The sequence below is a fragment of the Gemmiger formicilis genome, from assembly GCF_018784445.1.
Lineage (GTDB): Bacteria > Bacillota > Clostridia > Oscillospirales > Ruminococcaceae > Gemmiger.
In genome coordinates, this window is the sequence record NZ_WQOH01000004.1 from 371,722 (window position 1) to 396,371 (window position 24,650).

At 59.6% G+C, this 24,650-nt stretch carries 24 protein-coding genes and 1 tRNA gene; 7 read left to right on the forward strand and 18 right to left on the reverse strand.

What is annotated here, in order from left to right:
- Positions 1-131 precede the first annotated feature (131 nt).
- Positions 132-208, reverse strand: a tRNA-Arg gene (locus GPK89_RS01905).
- A gap of 598 nt (positions 209-806) precedes the next feature.
- Here GPK89_RS01905 and GPK89_RS01910 point away from each other — a divergent pair.
- Positions 807-1,379, forward strand: coding sequence for a cysteine hydrolase family protein (locus tag GPK89_RS01910; protein WP_215691293.1), 573 nt, complete (start codon positions 807-809; stop codon positions 1,377-1,379).
- A 51-nt stretch (positions 1,380-1,430) separates the two neighbouring features.
- On the opposite strand, the gene GPK89_RS01915 is transcribed toward GPK89_RS01910, so the two are convergent.
- The 13 genes from GPK89_RS01915 to feoB all read right to left on the reverse strand — a co-directional run bounded on the left by GPK89_RS01915 (position 1,431) and on the right by feoB (position 16,153).
- A complete protein-coding gene (locus GPK89_RS01915) occupies positions 1,431-2,027 on the reverse strand; it encodes an AAA family ATPase (protein WP_215691295.1) in 597 nt (198 codons plus the stop codon).
- 241 nt (positions 2,028-2,268) lie between these two features.
- Positions 2,269-3,330, reverse strand: a complete 1,062-nt coding sequence (locus GPK89_RS01920) for a glycosyltransferase family 2 protein (RefSeq protein ID WP_215691297.1) — start codon at positions 3,328-3,330, stop codon at positions 2,269-2,271.
- Complete coding sequence (locus GPK89_RS01925) at positions 3,327-4,550, reverse strand: glycosyltransferase family 4 protein (RefSeq protein WP_215691299.1); 1,224 nt, start codon at positions 4,548-4,550, stop codon at positions 3,327-3,329. The genes GPK89_RS01920 and GPK89_RS01925 overlap by 4 nt, the downstream gene beginning before the upstream one ends.
- A 121-nt stretch (positions 4,551-4,671) precedes the next feature.
- On the reverse strand, positions 4,672-5,649 hold the full coding sequence (locus tag GPK89_RS01930; RefSeq protein WP_215691301.1) for a glycosyltransferase family 2 protein: 978 nt from the start codon (positions 5,647-5,649) through the stop codon (positions 4,672-4,674).
- Positions 5,650-5,651: 2 nt separating this feature from the next.
- Positions 5,652-6,668 carry a glycosyltransferase family 2 protein gene (locus tag GPK89_RS01935; protein WP_215691303.1) on the reverse strand — a complete coding sequence of 339 codons (1,017 nt, stop codon included), beginning with the start codon at positions 6,666-6,668 and terminating at the stop codon, positions 5,652-5,654.
- Positions 6,669-6,783: 115 nt separating this feature from the next.
- Positions 6,784-7,785 carry a glycosyltransferase family 2 protein gene (locus GPK89_RS01940; protein WP_215691305.1) on the reverse strand — a complete coding sequence of 334 codons (1,002 nt, stop codon included), beginning with the start codon at positions 7,783-7,785 and terminating at the stop codon, positions 6,784-6,786.
- Positions 7,782-9,047, reverse strand: a complete 1,266-nt coding sequence (locus GPK89_RS01945) for a glycosyltransferase family 4 protein (RefSeq protein ID WP_215691307.1) — start codon at positions 9,045-9,047, stop codon at positions 7,782-7,784. Before GPK89_RS01945 ends, GPK89_RS01940 begins: the two co-directional genes overlap by 4 nt.
- A 164-nt stretch (positions 9,048-9,211) precedes the next feature.
- Complete coding sequence (locus GPK89_RS01950) at positions 9,212-10,432, reverse strand: hypothetical protein (protein ID WP_215691309.1); 1,221 nt, start codon at positions 10,430-10,432, stop codon at positions 9,212-9,214.
- Positions 10,433-11,422, reverse strand: a complete 990-nt coding sequence (locus tag GPK89_RS01955) for a glycosyltransferase family 2 protein (RefSeq protein WP_215691310.1) — start codon at positions 11,420-11,422, stop codon at positions 10,433-10,435.
- Positions 11,419-12,534 carry a glycosyltransferase gene (locus GPK89_RS01960; RefSeq protein WP_215691311.1) on the reverse strand — a complete coding sequence of 372 codons (1,116 nt, stop codon included), beginning with the start codon at positions 12,532-12,534 and terminating at the stop codon, positions 11,419-11,421. Before GPK89_RS01960 ends, GPK89_RS01955 begins: the two co-directional genes overlap by 4 nt.
- On the reverse strand, positions 12,534-13,403 hold the full coding sequence (locus GPK89_RS01965) for a PPK2 family polyphosphate kinase (protein WP_215691312.1): 870 nt from the start codon (positions 13,401-13,403) through the stop codon (positions 12,534-12,536). Before GPK89_RS01965 ends, GPK89_RS01960 begins: the two co-directional genes overlap by 1 nt.
- 196 nt (positions 13,404-13,599) lie before the next feature.
- Positions 13,600-13,752: a FeoB-associated Cys-rich membrane protein gene (locus tag GPK89_RS01970; protein WP_215691313.1), complete on the reverse strand. Its 153-nt coding sequence runs from the start codon at positions 13,750-13,752 to the stop codon at positions 13,600-13,602.
- 28 nt (positions 13,753-13,780) lie between these two features.
- On the reverse strand, positions 13,781-16,153 hold the full coding sequence (gene feoB, locus GPK89_RS01975) for a ferrous iron transport protein B (RefSeq protein ID WP_215691314.1): 2,373 nt from the start codon (positions 16,151-16,153) through the stop codon (positions 13,781-13,783).
- 179 nt (positions 16,154-16,332) lie between these two features.
- Between feoB and GPK89_RS01980 the strand changes: the two genes are divergently transcribed.
- Positions 16,333-16,827 carry an N-acetyltransferase gene (locus GPK89_RS01980; RefSeq protein ID WP_215691315.1) on the forward strand — a complete coding sequence of 165 codons (495 nt, stop codon included), beginning with the start codon at positions 16,333-16,335 and terminating at the stop codon, positions 16,825-16,827.
- A 210-nt stretch (positions 16,828-17,037) separates the two neighbouring features.
- On the opposite strand, the gene GPK89_RS01985 is transcribed toward GPK89_RS01980, so the two are convergent.
- The 3 genes from GPK89_RS01985 to GPK89_RS01995 all read right to left on the reverse strand — a co-directional run bounded on the left by GPK89_RS01985 (position 17,038) and on the right by GPK89_RS01995 (position 19,888).
- Entirely contained in the window at positions 17,038-17,574 is a 537-nt protein-coding gene (locus GPK89_RS01985; RefSeq protein ID WP_215691317.1) for a hypothetical protein, read from the reverse strand.
- 125 nt (positions 17,575-17,699) lie between these two features.
- Positions 17,700-19,208 (reverse strand): sensor histidine kinase, encoded by a 1,509-nt coding sequence (locus GPK89_RS01990; protein ID WP_215691319.1) that lies wholly within the window; start codon positions 19,206-19,208, stop codon positions 17,700-17,702.
- Positions 19,205-19,888, reverse strand: coding sequence for a response regulator transcription factor (locus GPK89_RS01995; protein ID WP_215691321.1), 684 nt, complete (start codon positions 19,886-19,888; stop codon positions 19,205-19,207). Before GPK89_RS01995 ends, GPK89_RS01990 begins: the two co-directional genes overlap by 4 nt.
- A 128-nt stretch (positions 19,889-20,016) precedes the next feature.
- On the opposite strand from GPK89_RS01995, the gene GPK89_RS02000 reads away from it, so the two are divergent.
- The 3 genes from GPK89_RS02000 to GPK89_RS02010 all read left to right on the forward strand — a co-directional run bounded on the left by GPK89_RS02000 (position 20,017) and on the right by GPK89_RS02010 (position 21,817).
- Positions 20,017-20,241 (forward strand): hypothetical protein, encoded by a 225-nt coding sequence (locus GPK89_RS02000; protein ID WP_215691323.1) that lies wholly within the window; start codon positions 20,017-20,019, stop codon positions 20,239-20,241.
- Between the two features lie 67 nt (positions 20,242-20,308).
- The gene (locus GPK89_RS02005; protein ID WP_215691325.1) at positions 20,309-21,160 is read left to right on the forward strand and encodes a glycerophosphodiester phosphodiesterase family protein; all 852 of its coding nucleotides are present in this window, start codon (positions 20,309-20,311) and stop codon (positions 21,158-21,160) included.
- Between the two features lie 114 nt (positions 21,161-21,274).
- The gene (locus tag GPK89_RS02010) at positions 21,275-21,817 is read left to right on the forward strand and encodes a DUF4830 domain-containing protein (RefSeq protein ID WP_215691327.1); all 543 of its coding nucleotides are present in this window, start codon (positions 21,275-21,277) and stop codon (positions 21,815-21,817) included.
- Between the two features lie 155 nt (positions 21,818-21,972).
- Here the strand turns inward: GPK89_RS02010 and GPK89_RS02015 are convergent, their stop codons facing one another.
- On the reverse strand, positions 21,973-23,265 hold the full coding sequence (locus tag GPK89_RS02015; RefSeq protein ID WP_215691329.1) for a hypothetical protein: 1,293 nt from the start codon (positions 23,263-23,265) through the stop codon (positions 21,973-21,975).
- Positions 23,266-23,383: 118 nt separating this feature from the next.
- Between GPK89_RS02015 and GPK89_RS02020 the strand changes: the two genes are divergently transcribed.
- Positions 23,384-23,923, forward strand: coding sequence for a phosphatase PAP2 family protein (locus GPK89_RS02020; protein ID WP_215691331.1), 540 nt, complete (start codon positions 23,384-23,386; stop codon positions 23,921-23,923).
- Positions 23,924-23,936: 13 nt separating this feature from the next.
- Complete coding sequence (locus GPK89_RS02025) at positions 23,937-24,551, forward strand: hypothetical protein (RefSeq protein ID WP_215691333.1); 615 nt, start codon at positions 23,937-23,939, stop codon at positions 24,549-24,551.
- Positions 24,552-24,650 lie beyond the last annotated feature (99 nt).

Consider the following 24,650-nt stretch of genomic DNA (forward strand, 5'->3'; position numbering starts at 1 on the left):
AACGCCCCGCCGGGGCGTTTCCGCCTCGCGGGACGCAAAGCGCGGGGCACGGGCTGTTCGAATCCTCCCTTTTGCTGCCCCATAAAATCCATGCAAAACAAAAAGAGCAGCACCCCATAAGGTGCTGCTCTTGGTGCGACCGGGAGGATTCGAACCTCTGGCCTTCCGGGTCGGAGCCGAACGCTCTATCCAGCTGAGCTACGATCGCTTATATATGAAAAACGCCGTTACAGCGTATTTCAATCTTGTAAAGTAGTCAATTTCCAATAGTGGTCAATTCGTGGTCTGACTACCGTTGACCACCGCGTTTTTGCAAGCGCAAATCACGCTGTATCGAACAAAAACAAGCCTAAAACCTGCGATGTCGCAGTTGTCGGAGCCGAACGCTCTATCCAGCTGAGCTACGATCGCTTATGTATGAAAAACGCCGTTCTGACGTATTTCAATCTTGTAAAGTAGTCAATTTCCAATAGTGGTCAATTCGTGGTCTGACTACCGTTGACCACCGCGTTTTCGCAATCACAAACGACGCTGCATCGAACAAAAACGCATCGAAAACCCGCCCTGTCGCAGTTGTCGGAGTCCAACGTACTACCCAACCGCGCCACAATTACTTATGGCTTACATAATTGACTTTATACAGTATAGCAAATCTCACAGAAAAATGCAAATGTTTTCTTCAACTATTTTTCTTCTTCTCCTAAAAAATCGCCCAAATATCCGCCCGTCCCATGCTCACCGCAGCCCTTTACATCCCGCGCATATTGCAGTATACTGGTTGCAAACGCAGAGAGGAAGTTGCAGCTATGAGCGACAAAAAAATCATCATCGACGTGGTAGTCGATGTGCAGAAGGACTTTATCACTGGGGCGTTGGCGAACGAGCAGGCGCAGGCCAATGTGGCGCATTTGGCGAAGGTTGCCAAGGCGCACGCTGAGGCGGGGCATTGGATGTTTTTCACCCGTGACACGCACGAGGACAACTATCTGGACACGCGGGAGGGCCGCCGCCTGCCGGTGGAACACTGCGTCGAGGGCGAGGACGGCTGGAACTTTGCGCCCGAGTTGGAGGACGCCATGGCCGCGACCGAGCCGGAAGTCACCCATATTGTCAATAAGCCGACATTCGGGAGCTATATGCTGCCCAGCGACATTCTGGACGAGCTGATGGCCCACAACAAGGCCGCGACCGATATTGAAAAGTTCGTCATCTACGGCTACTGCACCGACATCTGCGTCATCAGCAACGCGATGGTGCTGCGCGCGGCCTTCCCGGAAACGGAAATCGAGATTCAGTCTGATTGCTGCGCCGGGGTCACGCCCCGGTCGCACCAGACCGCGCTAGATGCCATGCGGAACTGCCAGTTCACCATCGTTTAAAGTTTACATCACAAAAATGCCGGTACAGCGTAAGTGCTGTACCGGCGTTTTTCAGTCCTCGGCGTCCTCGAGAATCGCCACGCACTTTTTCATAGAGACGGCAAATTCCTCGTCGTTGTTGTTCTGGAACAAAATCAAGTTATCTTTATGCTGGGGGTCGGCCAGGTTTTCCGGGATGGCAAAATTACACTGCTTAATGTACTCGTCCCAATGGGTCAGCTTCCAGGTGTCGCGGTCGGAGTTGCGGTCGATCATCCGCTGGTGGACGACCTCGGGCGAGGTCTCGACCCAGATGACGGCCAGCGTCGCACCTTTCTCAGCCAGTTTGGCCTTCAGATTGGCTATGAACGCATTGTCGCGCACTTCTTGAGTGAACGGCGCGTTAATGAGTACGATATCGTCATAGTCCAGCGCCTCCATGGCCAGGGCCAGGACGCAGTCATACTCATAATCGCGGATGTTGGCCTGGAAAAACGCGCTGCTGCGATCATACGGCTGCCCGGCTACCTTAAAAATCTGTTTGGACAAGACGATCAGCGTGTCCTTATCCAGGTAGACGATATGCTGCAATTCGTGAGCCAGCGCCTTGGCAACGTAGGTTTTGCCGCAGGCGGGCGGAGAGGTTACGAGGATCAGTTTTTTATCCATGGAGAGCCCTTCTCTATACAAACGTTATACGCTTGGCGTATAAACGTATTGTACGACAAACATTTAACAATTTCAATAGGAAACGTTTCCAAAAAGGACAAACCTTGCAAAGTGTATCAAGAAAAGGGCGGGAGCATGAGGAGAACGAAAGTGTGAATATGGATTTTTGTGCGCGACATAGAGGATTCGCGCCACAGCCCTCATAACACAAAAACAGCGGCCAGGCACCGCGGTTTTACGTTTAATCTCTGCGCATTTTTCCGCGCAGCAGGTAATAGCCAGCCCAATCCAGCTTGCCGTACAGGGGTGAGCCGGTGCGCTTGGCCTCGGCCAGCGCCCAGATCAGGCGGGTACTGTGCCAGCGGCAGGGAAGGTAGTAGGCCGAATAGGCTCCCTCAATTTTCATGCGTTCCAGCAAAGCGTGCATCCAGGGGCTGCGCAGCGCGGCGATGGCCTTATCCCGGCGCACGCGGGCACTCTTGGCCGGGTCACGGCGCAGGATGTCGGCGACACCCTCGGCAAAAACGGTCAGCTCGGCACGGTGCAGGGGGCGCATATCCTCCTGTGGGCAGTGGGCGGCGTTGCAGGCACGGTTCAGCTTGGCAAAATGCTCGGGCCAAATCTTGCAGTAATCTGCGTGATATCGGGTCGAGAGTGTCCCGCCGCGGCTGCAATCGTAAAAAGTCAGCGGTGCGGTCAGGGCCGTATAGGCGAAATCCGGGGTAATTTTGCCCAAAAGTTCGACATAATCCAATACGAACTGTAAATCTTCGCCCAAAGTATACTGTCTGTCAAACTGTACCTGCTGGGCATAGACCGTGCGGTAGAGTTTATTCCAAGGCATCGCCAACAGGCAGTCCAGCCACAGCCGGGCCAGGCCGCTCTGGGGGCGGGTTTCGGCGGCGGCTGTTACCGGCGCAGTGTCGTTTTCATCGGTGGTGTAGTGCCAGCAGACGAAAGAATTCGGTGCGGCGTTCTGGGCGTCCAGGGCAGCCTGCAAAGCCCCGGGGCGCAGGGCATCGTCCGAGTCAAGAAAGACGATATACTCGCTGCCCGCTGCGGCCAGACCGCTGTTGCGCGCACCGGAAACGCCCAGGTCGTCCTGATGGATGACCGTCACGCGGGGGTCACGCGCGGCCCAGGCGTCGCACAGTTTGCCGCTGTTGTCAGGGCTGCCGTCGTCCACCAGGATGCAGGCCAGCCCGCCTGCCACGTCCTGGGAGACAACGCTCTCGACGCAGCGGTCCAGCGTAGCCATGGCCTTGTAGACCGGCACAATGACGGTGATGGTCGGCTTGCTCACTGGGCACCTCCGTTTTCGGTCATGTCGCGCACGATGCGCACAAATTCCGCATAGTAATGTTCTACCGAGAACGCCTTTGCGCGCTCGGCCCCGGCCGCGCCCATCTCGGCGCAGAGGGCCGGGTGCTCGTACAGCATACGGATACTCCACGCCAGCTGGTCGGCCACGGTGTCGCCGCGCTCGACAAGCACTGCCTGGCTTCCTTCCAGGTACTCGGGCATACCGCCGCTGCGGGTGGCAAGCACCGGGCGGCCGCAGGCCATGGCCTCCACCGCTACAAGACCTGCGGCTTCTTCCACCAGGGTGGGCACGCAGCATAGGTCGGCGAGGCGGTAATAGTCTGGTAAATCTTCATTAGGGATATAACCGGTGAACTGCACCCGGTCGCCCAGACTCTTGGCCTGCTGCTCCAATTTGCGTTGGAACACACTTTGTTGGGTGCGGGCAAAGAAGGGGCTGCCCACGATCAGCAGTTTGACGTAGGGCAGCGGCAGCGACGCGACGGCCTCCATCAATTTGTGGATGCCCTTGTCCGGGTCAAGGCGGCCGCAGTAAAGGACGATGAAATCCTCATCGGTAAAGCCCAGCTGGGCGCGCAGCGTTTTGGACGCCGGGCCGGGGCGAAAGCGGTTCGTATCAATGCAGTTATGCAGAATGTAGGCGCGCTGGTGGTCAATGCTGCTGGTGGAAAGGTACTCGCCGCGGATGAACTCGCTGATGGCCAGCACGCCGCCATAGATGTCATCCATGACCGGGGTGCAGGTCGTTTGGCCGTGCAGGTGCGCCAGGCAGCGCCTGCGGCCATACATACGGCTGATGGCGCTGCATTGGGTCAGGTTGCCGCCCTCGCCGATAATCAGGTCGGGCGGGGGCAATTCCAGTGCGAGGGAAAGCTGAACTTTTTGATACCAGGGGTCATAGGGGGCGGCGATGCCGACGCACCGTTCCAGAAAGACCATTGGCCAGTAGCGGCGGTGCCCGCTGGGGCGCGGCACGTAAAGCATTTTGGTGTGCTGCCAGCCCTCGGCAGCGCGGCGGGCGACATCATCGGGCACACTGGCGCACAAAAGCTCCAGCTGACCCTGTTTCTCGTTTTCACGGATCAGATGGGTCAGCAGGGTTTCCACCGCACCGCCCTGCACCGCAGGCACCGGCAGATCCGGCGGCGGTATCAGCAGCACGCGGGGACGCTTTTCTTTGTCGTGATTTCGTAACGCCAATGCAGGCTCCTTAGAAAGTGGATTTTGAACAGATATAGGCTGCGTGTAGGGGCCGGGTATGCCCGGCACGCAGCTTTCCCGCAGGAAGGCAGTTCCCGGCAGGTTGAGGGCCGCGCGAACCTTACTTGATCGGGCACAAACTTTGTGCGCTCATCATGGCCCAGCGGGCGGCGCTAAGCTTTTCGGTCATCTTCATGTTGCGGCAGTTGGGCAGGTAGCTGATTAAGCCCTGCATCAGAAACTGCTCCTTGCTGATGGCCTTGACCAGCTCGGGCGTCGGGGCCTGGCGTACCTTTGCGCAGAGGAACAGATACCGCCGCCAGCAGGCCGCATAGGCGGCATCCACGACCGTGCGGTCAGCGCGGTTCTCCACATAGAAGCGGTAGCGGTCGGCCAGACCGTCCACAGCGTCAAAGGCTTCAGGTTTGATGTTGGTGCGGCAGATGCTGCCGTTGCGCAGGCGGTAATGGTAGAGCGGCTTGTCCACACAGACGACCTTATCGCAGCGCCAGAACAGGCGGTGTGCCACAAAATCATCCTCATGCAGGCGGCCTTCGGGGTAGTGCAGCAGCTTCCAGACCTCGGCGCGGTAGAGTTTGTTCCAGGCCACGGTGTAGACCGTGCCGTAGGGGGTGTAGAACTCATTCAGCAGATTTTTCCCACAGAAAATACCCTCCTGCGTGGGGCGGGTAAAGTAGGCCGGGTCACAGCTCTTGCCGTCCTCCTGCACGTCCTCGACCGAGCAGAGGGACATATAGGCGTCGTGCTCCTCGCAGGCGTCGTACAGCGTCTGCAAAAAGCGCGGCAGTACGATATCGTCGGAGTCGACGAAGGAATAGTAGCGGCCCTTGGCGTTATCAATGCCCGCATTGCGCGCAGCGGACAGGCCCTGGTTCTCCTGGTGAATGACCCGCACGCGCGCGTCCAAGGCAGCATATTTATCGCAGATTTCGGCGCAGCCGTCGGTGGAGCCATCGTCGATGAGCAGCACCTCGATGGGCACATTGATCTTCTGGGCCAGGATGCTCTCGATGCACTCTTCCAGATACGGCTTGGTGTTGTAGATCGGCACGATCACGCTGATCGCAATGTGTTCCATGGTTAGTTCCCCTTCCTCTTGTGCAGACGTCCCCAGGCCGCCGCCGCGCCGTAGGTCAGCGTGGGGCTTGCGCAGAAAGCTGCGGCCCGCAGCTTCTCGCCCAGCGGCAGATGCTTACTGGCTATGATATCCGGCAAAATGGCGTCCAGATGATTTTTGTGCGCCAAAAATTTAGGCTTCAGTTCGGGCAGGTTACCTGCCGCGTCGGATTGGCACCAGAACTGGTAAAAAATCTGCCAGTACCGCACAACGGCCCAGTCGTAGTATTCCTCGCGCCCCGGCCGGGCCGAGAAATACTGCAGCCATTCCCAGTACATCCGCAAGTCATCGATTTTGCGGGGCGGGAAGCCTGCCGTCGTGATCTGCCCGGCGCGGGTGCGGTAATGGTAGAGCACGTCGCCCAGGCAGTTGCAGCGCTCACCTTCAAAGACGCGGTGCAGCACGCTGGCATCGTCGCCAAACAGCATCGTCTCATCGTAATGGATGCCTTTTTCCTTGAAGAGCCGTGCGTCAAACAGCTTGTTCCAGCTCAGCGGCCCATAGAAACTGCCGGTCTGGAATGCCTCCAGCAGCAGTTCCTGGGCGTCGCGCACGCCGGTCTGGCGGATCGTGACCATCCGGCCCTCGATCTTGCTGCCGCCGGCGTCAATGCAGTCCGCCGCACAGGCCGCCAGCCGCACGCCGGGGGCCTGTACTGCGTTATAAAGCGTCTCGAACATCGTCGGCTCGATGAGGTCGTCGGAATCCACGATGCCGATGTAGTCGCCCCGGACATTGTCCAGCCCGGTATTGCGGGCGTGGGCGGGGCCGCCGTTGGCCTGGTGGAATACCCGGATGCGGGCATCCTGCGCGGCCAGTGCGTCACAGACTTCCGCCGAGCCGTCGTGGCTGCCGTCGTCGACGAGCAGCAGCTCAAAATCGGTGAAGGTCTGCGCCAGGATGCTTTCCACTGCGGGGCGCAGATAAGGCCCTGTGTTGTACACCGTGGAGATTATGCTGATTTTGGGATGGTCAGACATAGGTACTTCCTTTTATAGTAACTGCCTTGTAGGAGCCGGGCATGCCCGGCCCGGTCGTGTAAGGCGAGCGGGCGTTTATGGGAAGGCGGAGGGCCGTATTCTATATGCGCCCGCATTACAGCAGCCGCTGTTTGATGAGCGTATACGCCGCCAATAACCCCGGCCAATTCCATGCCACACCAATACGGTACGGCACGGCCAGAATCTTGTTTGGGTCATTCCGCAGCCGCTCCTGCAGGGCGGCGCGGGCGTCATTGTCGGCCAGGATCTCAGCAAACAGTGCGCGGCGCCTTGCATACGGCAAATCCCCCCTGCAGCCAGTCAGCAAACCGTACTGGTTCAGGCAGGCCCGCAGGCGGCTGGTGTGCTCGTAGGGCGCGGGGTCCAGGCCGCTTTTCCGCAGCAGGGCGGCCAGCGCCGGGCGGGTGATGCGCTCGGCGTCCAGTAAATCCCCCCGCAGACGGCGGGACAGACTGCCAGACTCCATATCATACTGCTTATAGTATACACCATGCAGGCAATAAATGGCAGAGGAAATTTGTAAAAATTGTATGTTAAATAAAACATCCTCATTGATTTGCAGCCGATCGTCAAACCGTAGGCCGCCCAGCGTGCGGCGGCGGAACAGCTTAGGATAGGGCGCAGCCAGCAGCCCGGTGTCAAACAGCAGGGGAGAGAGCGCCCCGCCCAGTGCGGCCAGGTCGGCGTATTCGCCCGCAGGCAGGTAGTCCGTGGGCTGGATATCACCTGTGGAAACCCGCGTCAGGCCGAACAAAATCATATCGGCGTCGGTGATTACGCCGTCCAACGCAGACCACAGCCCGGGCAGCAGCGCGTCGTCGGCATCCAAAAACAGTACCCATTCGCCGCTTGCCGCGTCCAGCCCGGTATTGCGGGCTGCGCCCGCGCCGCCGTTTTCGCGGTGCAGGGCCGTTATGCGTGGGTCTGCGGCGGCCAGCTCGTCACAAAGCGCCCCGGTGTCATCGGGGCTGCCGTCGTCCACCAGCAGGATCTCTATGTCGGAGGGAGCGTCTGTCAAGGCACTTGCTACGGCGCGGCGCAGCGTGGCCGCAGCCTTATAACAGGGGATGATGATGGAAACGTTACGGATGCTCACTTGTGTTCCTCGCGCAAAATAGTCTCGTAGATATGTATCAAATCATCGGCGTTGCGGGCGGCGTCGTGGGTCCGCAGCGCCCGGGCGCGGGCGGCCTGGCCCATGGCCGTGCCGCCGTCTGGGCTTTGCAGCACACGCAGGATCGCGTTGGCCAGCGCTTTTTCATCCAGCGCGTCGCCGTACAGATAGCCCTCGCGGCCATCTTCCAGCATTGAGGGGATCCCCCCCACGGCGGCGGCCACGCAGGGCAGGCCCAGCAGCATGGCTTCGCCCAGGCTGTTGGGGCTGTTCTCGCAGCTGGACGGCAGCAGGAAAACGTCGGCCTCCAGATACGCCTGGCGCATGGCGGAGGCGTCCAGCGGGCCGGTGTAGCGGATGTGCCCCGCCACGCCCAGCTGCGCGGCCAGCCGCTTGCAGTAGAGTTTGTAAGGGAACATCCGGTCGATGACCGGGCGCAGCAGCGGGCCTTTGTCCAGCGGGGGCCAGCCCGCAATTTGCAGCTGGGCGTTGCCGTACTGGGCCAGCACGGCAGGCAGTGCCTTGATGGCGGTGTGCAGATTTTTCAGCGGGTAGTTGCCTTGGGGCAGAAACAGCACCGGCGCGGCAGCAAACTCCCGCGCGTGCCAGAGCGTGCCGGTGTAAAACAGCGGGCGCAGTGTTTCGTTGCAGTGGTAGTAGCGGGCGCTCTGGGTCAGGGCGGCGCAGGCGGCACGGTCGAAACCTGTGCGGCCGGTCACATGGCGGGCATCGTGCAGCAGAGCTGCTTCTTTTGACGCCAGTGCGTCAAAATTTGCCTGCATATTGTCCAACAGCTCCCCGGGCACGGCGCGGTCAATGGCGTGCCACACCGCGCCCGAATGGCGGTAGGCGTCGGGCACGCCGTCGCACAGGTGGGCGGCGCAGTCCCGCATGACACCCTGGATGCTGAACAGCACCGGCAGGTTTTGCGCCCGGGCGGCGTCGGCCATCACGGCGGCGGCATCGTACTCGGTGCCCCAGATGTGCACAAGGTCAAACGCCCCGGCCTGCAAAAGCGGCGCAAAGGCGGCGGCATCGGCCACGATGCGGTAGTCCACGCCGTCCGCTGCGCCGCTGGCATCGGTCTTGCCGACGCTGAGCACCGTCAGGTGCAGATCGGCGTGGGTGCGCAGTGCGGCCAGCTGGCCGGTCAGCCAGCTGCCGCTCACGTCGCTGGCCCTTGCCAGTCCGCACGCCACCGCCGCCTGCGGCAGCGTCGTTTTTACAAGCCAGAGAATGTGCATGGGGTGCTCCTTCTATAACCAAAATGATTGCCAGGCTAGGGGCGGGGCTCTGCTCCGCCCGGAAGCCTTTCGATGGTATCCCTTTTCCCGGAAAGCCTGTCACACGGCAAATGGGCACGGGCGGAGCAGAGCCCCGCCCCTACGGTTGCACTAGGGCGTTACTATCACATTCCCCGCAAAAACGCCTCCGCCACCTTTTCGGGCGTAAACTCTGGGTAGAGCTTCGCCACCTCGGCGAACGGCAGATGTTTTCCCTTTACATCATGCAGCCACTTGTCCAATTTTGCCACTACGCCAGGCGTCACGTCTTCCCCCGCGTGCAGCACCAGTGCCAGCGGGTAGCGGGCCAGGTAGGGCAGGGTGGGGTCACTCTCGCTCACGGCCAGGTGCAAGACCGGCTTGCCGGTGGCAAAATAGCCGAACAGCTTGCTCGGCATCTGATTGTCGTAGGCGTTGCCCAGGCTCACCAGAACATCCGCGCTGTTTTCCAGTGCGTCGGCGTCGGCGGGCGAGAGCATCCCCGGGCGCACAAATCTTGCGCCCATTTTGTCCGCCAGCTGGGCGGCATCGGCGGCGAACCGCTCCCAGCCGCCGCCTGCCATCGTCAGGGTCACGTCTGTGCCGGGCAGGGCGCTGAACAATGCCGCCGCAAAGTGCGGCTCCCGCAGTTCCGGGTACAAGCTGCCGCAGAAAACGCACCGCATATCGTCGTGTTCTTCCGTGCGGCACTCCCGCGGCAGCAGCGTCGGGAAGCCCAATACATGGGTCTTTTCGCACCAGTTCGCCAGCGGGGCATCGTCGGCATAGTCGGGTACGGCCTGCGGTGTGATGAAGGTCCCATCCAGCGCGTCCAGCAGCCGACCCTCCCTTGCAAAGCCGCCCGGGGCCGTGTAGTCCCGGTTGCTGGCGTAGGGGTCTAGCTGCCACAGGTACTTTTTACCGCCGATGGACGCCTCCTCCAGCGCAAAGGCCGCGCGGTAGGGTGCACAGACAGCACAGACGGCGTCATAGTGAAATTCCGCGTCCAGCCGCTCGATTTCCCGCTGCGTATCCACGGTGCGGCGGGGTCTTTTCAGCACCAGCTGGCGGAACGCTGCCGCCACAGCTGTGGGGTGGGCGGCCAGCCGGGCCAGCCGCAGCGGTACCGGCGTGCCGCCTCTGCGGCCGTTTTCCAGCGCCTCATTCATCAGGCGCTCGTCGGCAAAGGCCAGCAGATACTGCACGACCCCTTCCGGCGGGGCAGGCGGGGTGTGCAGGCCGTCCCACAAGGTCAAAATATGTACGGAGTGGTCGCAGGCAACCAGCTGTTCCGCCAGTCGGAACCCCATCAGGGCGTTGGCGCTGGCGGCGTTCTCCACCCGGTCCAGTACGAATAAAATGCGCATTTATTGTCGGTCCTTCAAGAAATTTTGGCACGCCCAGCGCCACAAACGCGGCGCGTGCAGCGTCAAAAATGCCGCAAGCTGTATGCTGCGCGGCAGCTGCGGGTTGCGGCCCAGCTGGGAATCTTTTTCCCCGGCTGCAATCGCCACCTTTAGCTCACACAGCTGGGTACGGTAATCGTCGGCGTTGGCACGGCGTAAAATCATGCTGGCCAGGTAGACGAGCTTTTCATAATAAAAGGCGTTCACGCTCTCGCGCAGGGCGTCGGGGGCGGTTGCGCGTATCTCAGCAGCGGCGCGGCGCTGGTCGTCGATGCTCTGCGGCGGCAGGGCGCGGTGGCTGGCGCTGGCCGCGTGCTGGCGGTAGTGGTAGCCTGCAAAATCGCAGTAGGCACACCCTGGTGCTGCCAAAAATACACGCCAGTTCGCCAATAAATCTTCATTGTAGGCCAGGCCGTTGTCCAGCATTTCCTCGGTCAGCAAATCGGCCGAGAACAGCTTGTTCCACAGGCCGTAGTCCACGGCGTGGTCATGCAGCAGCGCGTCCAGATGCGCGGGGCTGCGCAGGACCTTACAGTTGGACGGTACGGCAGAATTTGCCGGTGCAGCGTCGGTAAATGTGTCATAGCGGCAGCAGGCCAGCGGCAGGCCGCTGTTGGTCACGGCGGCGTACAGCGTGTCCAGCAGTTCCGGGTGATACAGATCGTCCGCGTCGCAAAAGGCATACCACCGTGCGCCCAGCTCTTGGGCGCGGCGCAGTCCGGCTGTACGGGCCGCGCAGACACCGCTGTTGGGCTGGTGCATGGCCACAAACCGCTGGTCGCCCGCCGCAATGGCATCGCACAGGGCGGGGGAACCGTCCGTGGAGCCGTCGTCCACCAAAATACACCGAAAGGCGTCAAATTTTTGTGCGGCAATGGCATCGGTGCAGGCGGTCAAAAACGCCGCCGCGTTATGTACCGGCACAATGACTGCAATCTCGCAGGGCTTCATTTCGTCACCTCGGCATAGCGGCGCAGGTAAAATTGTTGCAGCACTTGAGCGCTGGTGTGGATATCATACCCAGCCTTCACGGCCTTTTCCAGCGCCTGCGGGTCACGGCGGAAAGATGCCGCCGCGATTGCATTTGCCCAGGCGGAAACATCGTTCAGCGGTAAAAATTTCACCCGGTCGGTAAAGGCCGCGCCCGCGTCCACCGTGTCAGACACAAAGCAGGGCAGGCCCGCGGTCTGGGCTTCCACCAGCACGACAGGGAGTCCCTCAAACAGGCTGGGCAGCATAAAGGCGTCCATAGCATCATAAAAACTTTGCATATTGCTTCGCACACCGGCAAAAATCACGCTGTCGCCCAGGCCCAGCTCGGCGGCCAGGTTTTGCATTTTTTCCACGTAGGCAGGTTCACCGCCGCCCAGCAGCACCAGCCGTGCCTTGGGCAGACGTGTACGCACTGCAGCAAAAATTTTCAGCAGCCCAGGGTGGTTTTTCTGGGCCGAAAACCGCCCCACGTGGCCGAACAAAATCTCCTGGTCGGTCACGCCCAGCTCGCCCCGCAAAAGGGCGCGGCGCTGGGCATCGCGGGCGGCAAATCGCGCCGTGTCAATACCGTTGGGCACTACGGTAAACGGCGCTTTGCCGTACAGCATCTGCCCGGCTTTCTCGCTGCAGGCGAAGCGGTCGGTCAGGCCAAAGCGGAAAAAGCTGCTCATGACGCGGTCCAGCTGGCCCACCAGGTTCGGCTCATAGGCAGTGTTGTGGCTGTGGCCGCACCGTACCGGGATGCCCGCCCGCTTGGCCACAGGGTTATAAAACATCCCAAACCCGCTGTAATGGCCGTGGATGATGCGCCACTCCGGGTGGGCGGCAAACAGGGTGCGCAGCGCGCGCAGGTAGCGGGGGATGTTATTGTCCTGCCGGACGGTCAGTTTGTAAATACGGCCGCCCAGGGCACGTATCTCATCGTCAAAAAAGCACGGCTTATCGTAATGGTAGAGGAAATCAAACTGCACCCTTTCGCGGTCGATGGTGCGGTATACGTTCATGACGAACGTCTCCATGCCGCCGGCGTCCATGGCGGGCATGATCTGCAAAACACGGATAGGCGGCATCACTCGGCCTCCAGTTGGGTGCGGCAGTCCTTGAGCGCGGCCTGTGCGGCGGCGCCCAGCTGCGGGTAGGCGTGGCTGCACTGCTGCAAAGCGTCCAGCACAATTTCACTGACCAGATAACGGGTGTACCACTTGCGGTCGGCGGGCAGCGCATACCAGGGGCTTTCCGGCGTGGCGGTGGCGTCGATGACATCCGCGTATACGTCCAGGTATTCGTCAAAATGCGCCCGCTCGGCCAGATCGCTGGACGAGAATTTCCAGTTCTTGGCCGGGTTGTCGATGCGCTCCAAAAACCGCTTTTTCTGCTCTTTCTTGGAGATGTTGAGGAAAATTTTCACAATGCGGTAGCTGTTGTCGAAAAGATACTCCTCATAATTTCTGATCTGGCGGTAGCGCTTTTTAAAAAATGCCTTTTTGCTCTCGCCCAGCACGCGGTCGGCCATCTGGTAAGTCTTTTGCAGGTCGTGTACCTGCACCACAAGCACATCCTCATAATAGCTGCGGTTGAAGATGGCGATGGTCCCGCGCGGGGGCAGCGCTTTGTTGACGCGCCAGAGGAAGTCGTGCTTCAATTCCTCGCTGTTGGGCTGTTTAAAGCTCGTGACCTGCACGCCCTGGGGGTTCAGCCCGGACATAACGTGTTTGACCGTGCCGTCCTTGCCTGCGGCGTCCAGCGCCTGCAAAACAATGATAAGCCCTTCGCGCCCATCGGCGTAAAAGGCGTCCTGCAAAGCGGCCATTTTTTGCAGATTCTCGGCCGTTTTGGCTATAATTTCGTCCTTGTCGGGCGCGTCGTCCTTGCCATCGCAGGACAGCGCGCGCAGATCACAGGCGCGGGAGCCGTCAAAGCGGTATTTATCGGCTTTCATGGGCAGAACCTCCCCCAAAATATAGATATAAATAGTATACCCGGTTTTGATGGATTGTGCAACCTTGGCAGCAAGAAAAAAGGCCGGGCATTAAGCATAGGGGAGTAGAAACGCGAAACCCGGAAAGAAAAACAAGATGGGAAAACAGAGCCATTTGAAAAAGGCTTTCCCCGCGGGGAAAGCCTTTACAAGTGCGTTACTTCTTTTTCTTCTCGCTCTCGGCGCATTTGTTGTGGCAGCCGGCGCAGTTGCCGCCGCAGCCGCCCTGCCAGCCGCCGTTCTGGCAGATAAACAGGATCGCCAGCGCCAGCAAAACAAAAATAATTACAACAACAATGACACTTGCCATGTAGGATACCTCGATTTATTGTATTGCGTTATACAAAACCTATTAAACTGCCTACACAGTGTACCACAAATGCCACGCCCCATGCAATAGCACATTGCATCAAAACTACCCCGGCAGCAGCTTTAGCACCGCCCAGCTCACGCTTGACAGCCGCAATGGCGGCCACACAGGGCGTATACAGCAAGGTAAATACCAGAAATACGATTGCCGTGAACGGCGTAAACAGCGTAGCCAGCGCAGTGGTATCGCCGCCCAGCAGCACAGTCAGGGTGGAAACAACGCTTTCTTTTGCGGTAAAACCGGTGATAAGCGCCGTAGAAACACGCCAGTCGCCAAAGCCGAGCGGTTTAAAAATGGGGGCAATAAAGCTGCCGATGCCCGCCAGCAGGCTGGCGTCCGGGGTGGCGGCTACATTGAGCCGTGCATCAAATGTTTGCAGGAACCAGATAAGCACCGTGGCAACAAAAATAATGGTGAATGCCTTTTGCAAAAAGTCTCGGGCTTTCTCCCAAATCAACTGGCCGACACTGCGCGCAGAGGGAAAGCGGTAGTTGGGCAGCTCCATGACAAAGGGAACCGGCTCACCTTTGTATTTGGTGAATTTTAACAGGATGGCGTACAAAATTCCGCACACAATGCCGGTCAGGTACAGCCCGATCATGACAAGGGCCCGGTACTGCCGCGGGAAAAACGCCGTTGTGAACAGCGCATAGATGGGCAACTTGGCCGAACAACTCATGAACGGTGTGAGTAGAATCGTCATTTTGCGGTCGCGGTCACTGGACAATGTGCGGGTCGCCATGATGGCCGGTACAGAACAGCCAAAGCCAATCAGCATGGGAACAAAGCTGCGGCCGGAAAGGCCGATACGGCGCAGCAGCTGATCCATAACGAAGGCAACGCGGGCCATGTAGCCGGTGTCCTCCAGAATCGAAAGGAAAAAGAACAGTGTGACAATAACCGGCAAGAAGCTCAACACACTGCCTACACCGGCAAACACGCCGTCAATGACAAGGCTATGTACGACCGGGTTGATGCCGTAAGCGGTCAGCGCACGGTCAGTCAAATTTGTCACGGCATCGATGCCCAGGGTCAAAAGGTCGGATAAACCTGCACCGATCACACCGAAGGTCAGCCAGAACACCAGCGCCATAATGCCGATAAAGCATGGCAAAGCCGTATATTTGCCGGTAAGTATCTTGTCGATTGTTACGCTGCGCTTGTGCTCGCGGCTTTCGCCGGGGCGCACAACGGTTTTTTCACACAGGCGTTCAATAAAGTTGAACCGCATATCGGCCAGGGCGGCCTCACGATCCAGCCCGGTTTCACTTTCCAGCTCGGCAATCGTGTGGCCCAGCAGTTCCTTCTCGTTCTCATCCAGATCCAGCGCTTTTTCAATCAGCGGATCGCCCTCCACAAGTTTGGTCGCGGCAAAGCGCACAGGCAGGCCTGCGCGGGCGGCGTGATCTTCAATCAAATGGTTCACAGCATGGATACAGCGATGCACCGCGCCGCCCTTGCCGTCGCCAGCATCGCAAAAGTCGATGCGGCCGGGCGTCTCGCGGTGGCGGGCCACATGCAAGGCATGTTCGACCAGTTCGTCAATACCCTCGTTTTTGGCGGCAGAGATGGGCACGACCGGAACGCCGAGCAGTTCTTCCAGCTCGTTGACCATGACCGTGCCGCCATTGGCGCGGACTTCGTCCATCATATTTAGCGCCAGCACCAGCGGGATATTCAGCTCCATCAGCTGCATGGTCAGATACAGGTTTCGCTCAATGTTTGACGCATCTACGATGTTAATGATGCCATCCGGGTGCGTGTTCAGCAAAAAATCGCGCGTGACGATCTCCTCGCTGGAATAAGGCGACAGGGAATAGATACCCGGCAGATCGGTGACGGTGGCCTCGCTGTGGCCGCGGATAACGCCGTCCTTGCGGTCCACCGTCACACCGGGAAAGTTGCCGACGTGCTGGTTGGAGCCGGTAAGCTGGTTGAAAAGTGTCGTTTTACCGCAGTTCTGGTTGCCGGCCAGGGCAAAGCGCAGCGGGCGGCCCTTGGCAATCTCCGAACCATTCTTGCGGTCATGATAGCTGGGGGCCTTGCGCAGTTCGCCTACACCTGGGTGGGGGACAGGGGTGTGCCGCTGCTCACTGCGGGCGGCGCGATCCGTTTCGTGGATATTTTCCACTTCAATTTTCGCGGCGTCTGCCAGGCGCAGGGTCAGCTCATACCCACGCAGCTCCACCTCGATAGGGTCGCCCATCGGTGCGACCTTGCGCAAGGTCACTTCGGTGCCGGGGGTCAGCCCCATATCCAACAGGTGATGACGCAGTTCGCCCTGCCCGCCAATCGTGCGCAGCACAGCATCCTGCCCAACTTTTAGTTCTGCCAGTGTCATTTTACAATCCTCTTTTGTCTAAAAGTTTGGCTCTTCTAACTTTGCAGATACAGTGTAGCACACACAGGGGCCGGATGCAAGAAAAATATCAAAAAAGCGGTAAGCCGCCGCAGTTTCAGTGATTGTGCACCGGGATGAAATATGATATACTTTGCGGGTATTATTAAGGAGTGCTGTCTATGGAATTGACCGTCCGCGCGGCAACAACCGCCGAGTTGCCGGAACTGATGCAGTTATACACAAACGCCCGGGCCTTCATGCAGACCCACGGCAACCCCACCCAATGGCACGCAGGCTACCCCGGTGAAGCCCGCCTGGCCGCTGAAATTGAGCGAGGCGTCTGCCATGTGGTGATGGGGGAGAAGACCATTCAGGCGGTGTTCTGCCTGATACCCGGCGACGACCCCACCTACCATCACATCGAGGATGGTGCCTGGCCCGAGGATGTACCCTACGCGACGATCCATCGTCTGGCGTCGGCGGGGCACGTGGGCGGCATCGGGCGCTTGTGCGTGCAGTGGTGTTTACAGCAGGGCCTGCCGGTACGCGCCGATACCCACGCCGACAACACCTATATGCAGCACACGCTGAAAACCTGCGGCTTTGTGCGCTGCGGGACAATTTACACCGAGGACGGCACGCCAAGGTGGGCGTACTACCATTACGCAATATAAACAACAGCGCCCCGCATTCCCGGTATATGGAATGCGGGGCGTTGCTGTGCTAAAAGGCTTCCCCCCTGGGGGGAAGCTGCCCGCAAAGCGGGCTGATGAGGGGCAAGTTTGCCATGCCACCCTACAAAGCGAAACTTACGGCAAGGCCCCCCTCATCCGGCCTGCGGCAACCTTCCCCCAAAGGGGGAAGGCTTTTTCGCTACATTTTATTTACCGTCCAAACACGGAACTTAACCCGCTGAACAGATTCACGATGCTCTGCACCTGGGATTGCAGACTGTTCACGGTGTCCATCAGGGCGGGTAGCTGGGTCAGGGCGTTGTTCAGCGCGTCCACGTCGATTTTTTTCAACTGGTCGGTGATTTCCGGAAGGTCCTGCATCATGGCGTCCAGCTCGCTCTGGTCCAGCGTGGCAAGGCTCGTGTTCACCGTGTCGGCCAGGTCGTTGACGCGGCTGCAGGCGTCCATGACGTTGTTGTAGGCAATGTTCATCCGCCAGCCGAAAAACGCCAGCGCCGCCAGAATCACGACCACCAGCACGACGCTTAAAATCATCCGTTTGCGCTGGTTGGCGATAATGCCGCGGTTCTGCCGGTCTTGCAGCTCCAGCTGGGCCTCAATGCGGTTCAGCTGGGCTTTCAGGTCGGCGGCATCCAGCTTGCCGTCACGGTTTTCATCGTTGGAGCGCGTCAAATCGTCCACGCGGGCTTTCAACTGCTCATCCATTTTGGCGTTTACGTTTTCCATGTGGGGGCCTCCTTTTTGGGGTGCTGTGGTGTGGGGGCCGGTCGTGCCCGGCCCGCGGCTGTATCGGCAGATGCTGCTTACGGGTAAGTTGAGGACCGGACATATCCGACCCCTACGGCTGGCAGTTATTTATTTCTCGTATCCACCATCTCGAACCAGAACGTTGACCCTTTCCCGACGGCGCTGTTGACACCGAAGGCGAAGCCGTGCTGCTGCAGGATGGCTTTGGTGATGGACAGGCCCAGGCCGGTGCCGGTGCGGCCGCTGTCCTGCCGAGCGCGGTAGTAGCGGTCAAAGATGTAGGGTAAATCCTCTGGCGGGATGCCGGGGCCATGGTCCTCAATTTCAATGCGGCAGCCCTTTTCCTGCGGGATGGCCCGCAGCACCACGACGCCGTCCGCGCCAATGTGGTGAAACGCATTGCCCAGCAGGTTGTGCAGCACCCGTTCCATCATAGCGGGGTCAGCGCTCACCGGGCAGGCGTCGTCGGCCTGCAAGTCGAGCTTCCAGTGATTTTTGTCGCACAGTGCATCGTAGCGGCCCGCCACTTCAAAGCAAAGTTCGCTCATGTCAAAGTCAACAAGGTTCGGCTTTTCCGCGCCGCTCTGCACTTTGCTCAGTTCCATCACGCTGTTTACCAGCGTCGAGAGGCGATCCGTCTCATCGACAATAATGTTGCATTGCTCAGTGCGCTTGGCATCGTCACTGCCGGTCAGGTCGCGCACCGTCTCGGCGTAACCCTTTATCAGGGTCAGCGGCGTGCGCAGGTCGTGGCTGACGTTGGCGAGAATGTCCTTTTCCAGCTGGGCGCTGCGCTTGACCTCGGTGGCCATATAGTTGAAATCCTCGGCCAGACGTCCGATCTCGTCGTGGTGCTCCACCTTGATGGCGACGTCATAGTTGCCCGCTGCGATCTCCTGTGCGCCGTTGGACAGCTTGCGGATGGGGTTGGTGAACCAACGGCTGAACAGCATGGCAAACAGCAGGTCAAGCACCAGCAGAAGCAGCGCCACAGGGCCCAGGATCGATCGCAGCACCTCGGCGGCGGTGGTGATCTGTGCCAGACTTGTGGAGACGATGACGCCGTACTGGCCGTCTGCCGAGAGCCGCCCCACGCACATCTGCATGGTGGAACCGACCTTCACGATCTGGTACAGCTCACCGTTCTGGAACAGCTTTTGCCGCAGCTGAATGGCTACATGAGTGTCCACATTGTAGCCGAACGCGCCGTCGAATGCACCGGTGCTCTCGTGCAGCAGGCAGGGGTACATACTCTCGTAGGCTTTCAGGCAGCGCAGCGTTGTGTCGGAAAAATCAACGCAGCAGCTGTCCACATTGATTTTTTTGTCCTGGAATGTCTCGCTGACGCCGTCCCAGAAATCCTCGTTCAGCGTCAGGCCCAGATAGCTTCGGTTGGAGATCGCGCTGTCCGACTGGTCGATCAGCGCCGTGATGGCCGCCGCTTTGGCGTCCAGCTTATTGCGGATATTACGGTTGTACTGCGGTGCCAGCGCGTAGGTGATGATGCCCCACACCAGCAGCAGCGTAAACAGCGTAATGCCGCCGATAAACAGCATCAGCTGCCAGCGGATGCTTAATGCAAAGGGCTTTTTAGGTGTGTTGGGCTTTCTCATAGCGTATCCGGGTCGAATTTGTACCCGATGCCCCATACGGTGGTGATGTATTTGCGGCAGGGGCCAAGGTGGCTGCGCAGCATTTTGACGTGGGTGTCCACGGTGCGATCCTCGCCGTAATAGTCGTAGTTCCAGACCTTTTGCAAAATCTTCTCGCGGCTCAGGGCAATGCCCTTGTTGCTGACGAGGAACACCAGCAGGTCAAACTCCTTGGGGGTCAGCGGGGCCTCCTGCCCGGCTACTTTCACGCTGTGGCTGGCCGTGTCGATGTGCAGGTCGCCAAAGGTGTAGCTGCCGGAGTCCTCGGCCGGTTTGGGCATCGTGCGGGCCAGCACGGCCTTGACGCGGGCCACCAGCTCCCGCGGGGAGAAGGGCTTGACAACGTAATCGTCGGCACCGCTTTCCAGGCCGGCCAGCTTGTCGTACTCCTCACTGCGGGCGGTCAGCATGATGACCGGGGTCATGATCTTGCGGGTGCGCATCTCCCGCAGGCAGGTCATGCCGTCCATAAACGGCATCATAATGTCCAAAATCACCAGGTCAATGCCGCCTTGGCTCAACGCACTGAGGGCAGCGGTACCGTCACCGGCTTCCTCGCAGGTGAAACCGGCATATTGCAGATGCTCACGGATGAGGTCACGGATACGCGGCTCATCGTCAACGATCAGAATTTTTGCCATGGGAAAAGACCTCCTTGCTGCTTTCTCCATTTCTATTTTACCACAATACAACGCAAGAGTGGAAGAATTGTGAAAAAATCGAAAAAAATTTACAAAAGTGTGATAGAATAGGAATATGAAATCCCGAAATGCAGGCGCGGTACTGGTTTGCCTTTGGCGATGCCGAGGATCACTACAAATACCGTGCCGTCGTCATGCAGGCTTACCCGGCCGGGCGGTTCCCGGTGTTTGCGGGGCATAACTATATGCAGTACCAGATACGCGACCCGCGGGGCTTTGCGGCCATGCTGGACAGCATTTTACAATATGACACCATTCCGGACCTGCCGATGGTGCGGCGCGAAAAATCGTAAAATCTGCAAACGGCTGTTGCATTTTGCCGCGCGGCGCGGTACAATGGCGGCAGGAGAGTGACTACTTATGAAAATCCTGTTTTGCATTGTGTTGATTTTGGTGCTGCTGGTGCTGTTCGCCGTCTGGCCGAATAAGCGCCGGGACGCCCTGCGTGCGCCGTTTGTGGGGCATAACTGTGCCCACCGCGGCTACTTTGGCAAGGATCAGCGCCCGCCGGAGAACAGCCTGCCCGCCTTTGCCGCCGCCGCGCAGAATGGCTACGGCATCGAGCTGGATGTGCAGTTTACGTCGGACCGGCGGCTGGTGGTGTTCCACGATGACACGCTGGACCGCATGACCCCGGCCAAGGGCTTCGTACATGATATGGATTGGGCTGACTTCTCGGCACAGCCGCTGGCGGGCAGCAACGAGCACCCGCCGCTGTTTGCCGATATGCTGCGCACTGTGGCCGAAACAAACCCCGACACGCCGTTGATCGTGGAGATCAAGAGCCGCGCCGAGTACAGCAAGACCTACCTGGAAGAGCTTTGCCGCGCCACGATCGCCGAGCTGAAAGCCTACCCCGGCCCCTACTGCATCGAGAGCTTTGACCCCCGCGTCGTGGGCATTGTGCGGCGGCAGGCTCCGGATATCCTGCGCGGCCAGCTGGCCGACAGCTACCAGAGCTACCGCAAGGATGGGACGCACGCCGTTCCGGCGTTTGCGTTCTCCCACCTGTTCGGCAACTTTCTGGGGCGGCCGGATTTCATCGCCTGGTGCCCTGCCAAGCGCAACTGGGCCGTGAAGCTCAATGCGGCCTTGGGCGCTATGATGGTCATGTGGACGGCCCTGCCCGAGCATGACACCGCCAAGCTGGAAGCGGAGAACGACGCCGTTATCTTCCAGTGGTACGCGCCAAAGCAGAAATACCGGGAGTAACCGCTGTGCCGTAGGGGCGCATTCCATAGGTGCCCGCAATTCATGCACGATAACCGCATAAACGCCGCAGCCCCCGCATACATTGCATTGACAATGTGTGAGGGGGCTGCGTTTATGTTTTTATTTACTGTTACCAAACCGGGTCTGCGGCAGGCCGGGGCGCTGGCCCTGTGCGCGGTGTGCCTGTGCGGCACGGTGGCTGCGGCGGTGCATTTTACCGGCGGGGCGGTCACGGTGTCGGCTGCGGCGGTGCCGGGCATCGAGACGACCCAGGACATTGGCACCTACTTTACCGGCTACGGCTTTGACACCGACCTTGCCAGTGCCGCCGTGGACAAAGTGAAGATCCCCAAAAAGTGGGACGACAGTTTCACGGCGTTCAACCAGATCGTACAGGAAAGCGGCCTGGATCTGGCCGACTACAAGGGTAAAACGGTGGAAAAGTGGACGGTGCTTTGCCCGCAGCTTTCCACCGGTGACCACGACACTTACTGCGTGCTGCTGGTCTACAAGGCCAAGGCCGTGGGGGCTTACCTGCTGCAAAAGCCGTCGGGTGAAGTGACGGGCCTTGTCACCGCCGCCAAAGCCAGCGCCGACGCCGCGTTGGAGGAAGGGGAGACCGTGGAAATTTCAGCAGATGCGTTCCCGGAGGATTAAACAAAAAGCCTTCCCCCATCGGGGGAAGGTGGCCGAGCAAAGCGAGGCCGGATGAGGGGCGCGTTCGTCTTGCTACCCATTTAGAGGGCAATATTGGCAATGCCGCCCCCCCATCAGTCCGTTTCGCGGACAGCTTCTCCCGCAGGAGAAGCCTTTTACGCATCTTCAAACATCCACTTCTCCCTCGGCAGTGCGAACACCGCACCGCACAGCAGCAGCACGGCGGGGTCGCTGGTCAGGTGGATGACCTGGCTCTCCATGTAGCCGTAGGCCAGCATCGTGACCAGGCACGCCACAGTCTGCCACGCGCCGCGCCGGGCGTAGCCGTACAGGGCCGCCATCATCAGTGCGCAGACCAGAACGACCATGACCGGGCCGGTCAGGTAGAGCAGATACACAAAAATATTGTCCAGCGCGGGCCATTCCTGTAAGAATTGGCCCGCAATTTTTATGTCGAACATCCGGTAGGCCGCCCATGCCAGCGAAATGCGGCAGGTCAGCAGATCGTCGAGCTTTTTCAGCCAGCCGGGGCCGATATCGTTCGCCCACGGCCCGATTTTTACGACGAACAGCGGCAGAATATAGCTGACCGCCGCCAGCAACGGCACCAGCGCCGCACAGCCGCCAGCCGCCAGCCGCCCGACCGGGTGCGGGCTTTTGCGGGTGTACAGCTTGGCAAGCGCCAGCAGCAACACCAATAAACACGTACACAGCGCTGACGAACGGCTCTTGGGCGCTACCATCAAAAACACGCCCACGGCGGCCAGACCGCCCAGCTCGACCCAGGTCAGCCGGGCGCGGCGCAGCAGCACCCAGGCCAGCAGCAGGCCGAGCACCACCCCGCCGAAGGTGTTGGGGTGGCCGTACCCGAACATGAGCCGGTAACTGCCGTCGCGCTCACTGGCGGCGTTGGGTGCAATGATGCCCGCAAAGTGCAGCACCTGCACCAGTGCCAGCGTGGGCACGCCGCTGGCCAAAAACGCTTTCATCACACGGCGCAGCGGCACATCCTTGGCGGCCAGCAGCGTCACGCACAGGCCCAGCCACCAGATGTTCTGGCCGTTGAAATAGACCCACCGCGCCACAAAATACAGCATACCGGCGCACAAAATGCTGCGGCCATTGTACTTTGTACCCAGTAAAATTTTTGCCCCGAAGCACAGGTAGATGACCCAGTCCAGCACCGGGGAGACCCTAGTTTGCAGCCAGGGCCAGTTCTCCCGCGCCATGCTGTTGTTGAATACGACAAGGAACTCGTACACCATCACGCCAAGCAAAAACGCCCATGCACCGTATTTTGGGCGCAAATCGCCGCCGCGCGGGGTGAACAGCAGCCGCTCGTCATTCCACCAGCTGGCAGGGGACAAGCGCCGCCGCACCACCGGGGCAAAATCTATCACAGCCGCCGCCAGCAAAAGCAGCAGCAGCCCGTTTGCAAAACCAAACAAAAGGGGATACCTCCTAATGTAGAACTAAAGTTATTATAAACATTTCCCCCACGGTTTGACAACCCTTTTCCAGAATGTTATTCTTATACTGTATTATTATTAGTGGGAGGATGCCCCTATGAATGCTGAACAGTACCGCGCCGTTATCGGGTGGTTCAACGCCAGACCCGTCGCTAAAATGGCGCTGCGGGTCGTCAGCCGCGGCGCGGTGGCGCTGGTCTACCTGGGGTATCTCGGTATGCTGGCCTGGCTGGTCTGGCATCGCATGGGGCAGTTCTGGCCCGCGCTCGTCGTACCGGCGGCGGCGTTCCTGGTTGGGACGCTGGTGCGCAAGGCCATTGACCGCCCGCGCCCCTACACAGCGTTGGGGTTCACGCCGCTTTTCCCCAAGGATAAGGCCGGGCAGAGTATGCCCAGCCGCCACTGCTTCTCGGCAGCGGCCATCGCCGGGGCAGCGTGGTACGTGTTTCAGCCCTGGGGGCTGGCACTGGCTGTGCTGGCGGTGGTCATTGCGGTCTGCCGCGTCGTGACCGGGGTACACTATGTCAGCGACGTGCTGGCGGGCCTGGCCTTCGGCACAGTGTTTTCCGTACTGGGCTGGAACGCCTTTGTACTTGCGGCGTCTGCCCTGGGGTTCTACGCCATTATGCTTTTGTAAAAGGAACGTAATTATGAAAAAACTTGCTGCGGCCGCTTTGGCCGCTGTGACTGCGCTGGCTCTGACCGGGTGCAGCTTTCAGGATGTGATGCTCTACCTTTACGGCGGCGACAGCTTTGTGAAAAGCGACGAGCCGGACTATGCACAGTGCGACGGCGGCAACGGCGTGACCGTTGTCTACGACCAGAACCAGTGGGAACAGCCGGTCATGGCGCAGGACGACACCCTGTCCCTGACGTCGGGCAATCAGCTGAGCTACACGGTGGTGCTGCTGCAAAAGACCGACGCCTACACGGACTTTCTGACCCAGTCCGGCCAGGAACTGGAAGAAACCACCGGCACGGTCAAGTATGATTTTGGTTTTACTGTGCCCGATGCCGCTGTGGAGGCTGTGCGCTACGACTGCGGCAGCTATCAGACGATTTTTGCGCAGATCGACTACGACTGCGGTGAGACGGTCTATGTGACCGCCGCCGCCCGCACCAGCGACTATGAGCCGATTCTGGACCTTTTGCAGGATGTCTGGCCCACCGGCCATGCACCCGAAAACGCCCACACGGCCGACACCACGACCAATGCCGTGACTGAGGAGGACGTGAGCGGCGGGAAAAGTAAAAGCTTGGCGTAAAGGCAAAGCGACAAAGCCCGCGAAAAAAGCCTCCCCTCACAGGGGAGGCGGTCGGGCGATAGCGATGACCGGAAGGGCTTTGCCGCCTTCCCGCAAAAA

Coding starts and splice junctions, on each gene's coding strand:
- feoB (WP_215691314.1), bottom strand. CDS start 16,153: ATGACACTGGCAGAACTAAAAGTTGGGCAGGATGCTGTGCTGCGCACG.
- GPK89_RS01915 (WP_215691295.1), bottom strand. CDS start 2,027: ATGGATAAAAAACTGATCCTCGTAACCTCTCCGCCCGCCTGCGGCAAA.
- GPK89_RS01930 (WP_215691301.1), bottom strand. CDS start 5,649: ATGGAACACATTGCGATCAGCGTGATCGTGCCGATCTACAACACCAAG.
- GPK89_RS02010 (WP_215691327.1), top strand. CDS start 21,275: ATGTTTTTATTTACTGTTACCAAACCGGGTCTGCGGCAGGCCGGGGCG.
- GPK89_RS01995 (WP_215691321.1), bottom strand. CDS start 19,888: ATGGCAAAAATTCTGATCGTTGACGATGAGCCGCGTATCCGTGACCTC.
- GPK89_RS01980 (WP_215691315.1), top strand. CDS start 16,333: ATGGAATTGACCGTCCGCGCGGCAACAACCGCCGAGTTGCCGGAACTG.
- GPK89_RS02005 (WP_215691325.1), top strand. CDS start 20,309: ATGAAAATCCTGTTTTGCATTGTGTTGATTTTGGTGCTGCTGGTGCTG.
- GPK89_RS01965 (WP_215691312.1), bottom strand. CDS start 13,403: ATGAAAGCCGATAAATACCGCTTTGACGGCTCCCGCGCCTGTGATCTG.
- GPK89_RS01955 (WP_215691310.1), bottom strand. CDS start 11,422: ATGAAGCCCTGCGAGATTGCAGTCATTGTGCCGGTACATAACGCGGCG.
- GPK89_RS01910 (WP_215691293.1), top strand. CDS start 807: ATGAGCGACAAAAAAATCATCATCGACGTGGTAGTCGATGTGCAGAAG.
- GPK89_RS01945 (WP_215691307.1), bottom strand. CDS start 9,047: ATGCACATTCTCTGGCTTGTAAAAACGACGCTGCCGCAGGCGGCGGTG.
- GPK89_RS02020 (WP_215691331.1), top strand. CDS start 23,384: ATGAATGCTGAACAGTACCGCGCCGTTATCGGGTGGTTCAACGCCAGA.
- GPK89_RS02000 (WP_215691323.1), top strand. CDS start 20,017: ATGCAGGCGCGGTACTGGTTTGCCTTTGGCGATGCCGAGGATCACTAC.
- GPK89_RS01935 (WP_215691303.1), bottom strand. CDS start 6,668: ATGTCTGACCATCCCAAAATCAGCATAATCTCCACGGTGTACAACACA.
- GPK89_RS01985 (WP_215691317.1), bottom strand. CDS start 17,574: ATGGAAAACGTAAACGCCAAAATGGATGAGCAGTTGAAAGCCCGCGTG.
- GPK89_RS01990 (WP_215691319.1), bottom strand. CDS start 19,208: ATGAGAAAGCCCAACACACCTAAAAAGCCCTTTGCATTAAGCATCCGC.
- GPK89_RS01950 (WP_215691309.1), bottom strand. CDS start 10,432: ATGCGCATTTTATTCGTACTGGACCGGGTGGAGAACGCCGCCAGCGCC.
- GPK89_RS01970 (WP_215691313.1), bottom strand. CDS start 13,752: ATGGCAAGTGTCATTGTTGTTGTAATTATTTTTGTTTTGCTGGCGCTG.
- GPK89_RS02025 (WP_215691333.1), top strand. CDS start 23,937: ATGAAAAAACTTGCTGCGGCCGCTTTGGCCGCTGTGACTGCGCTGGCT.
- GPK89_RS01960 (WP_215691311.1), bottom strand. CDS start 12,534: ATGCCGCCTATCCGTGTTTTGCAGATCATGCCCGCCATGGACGCCGGC.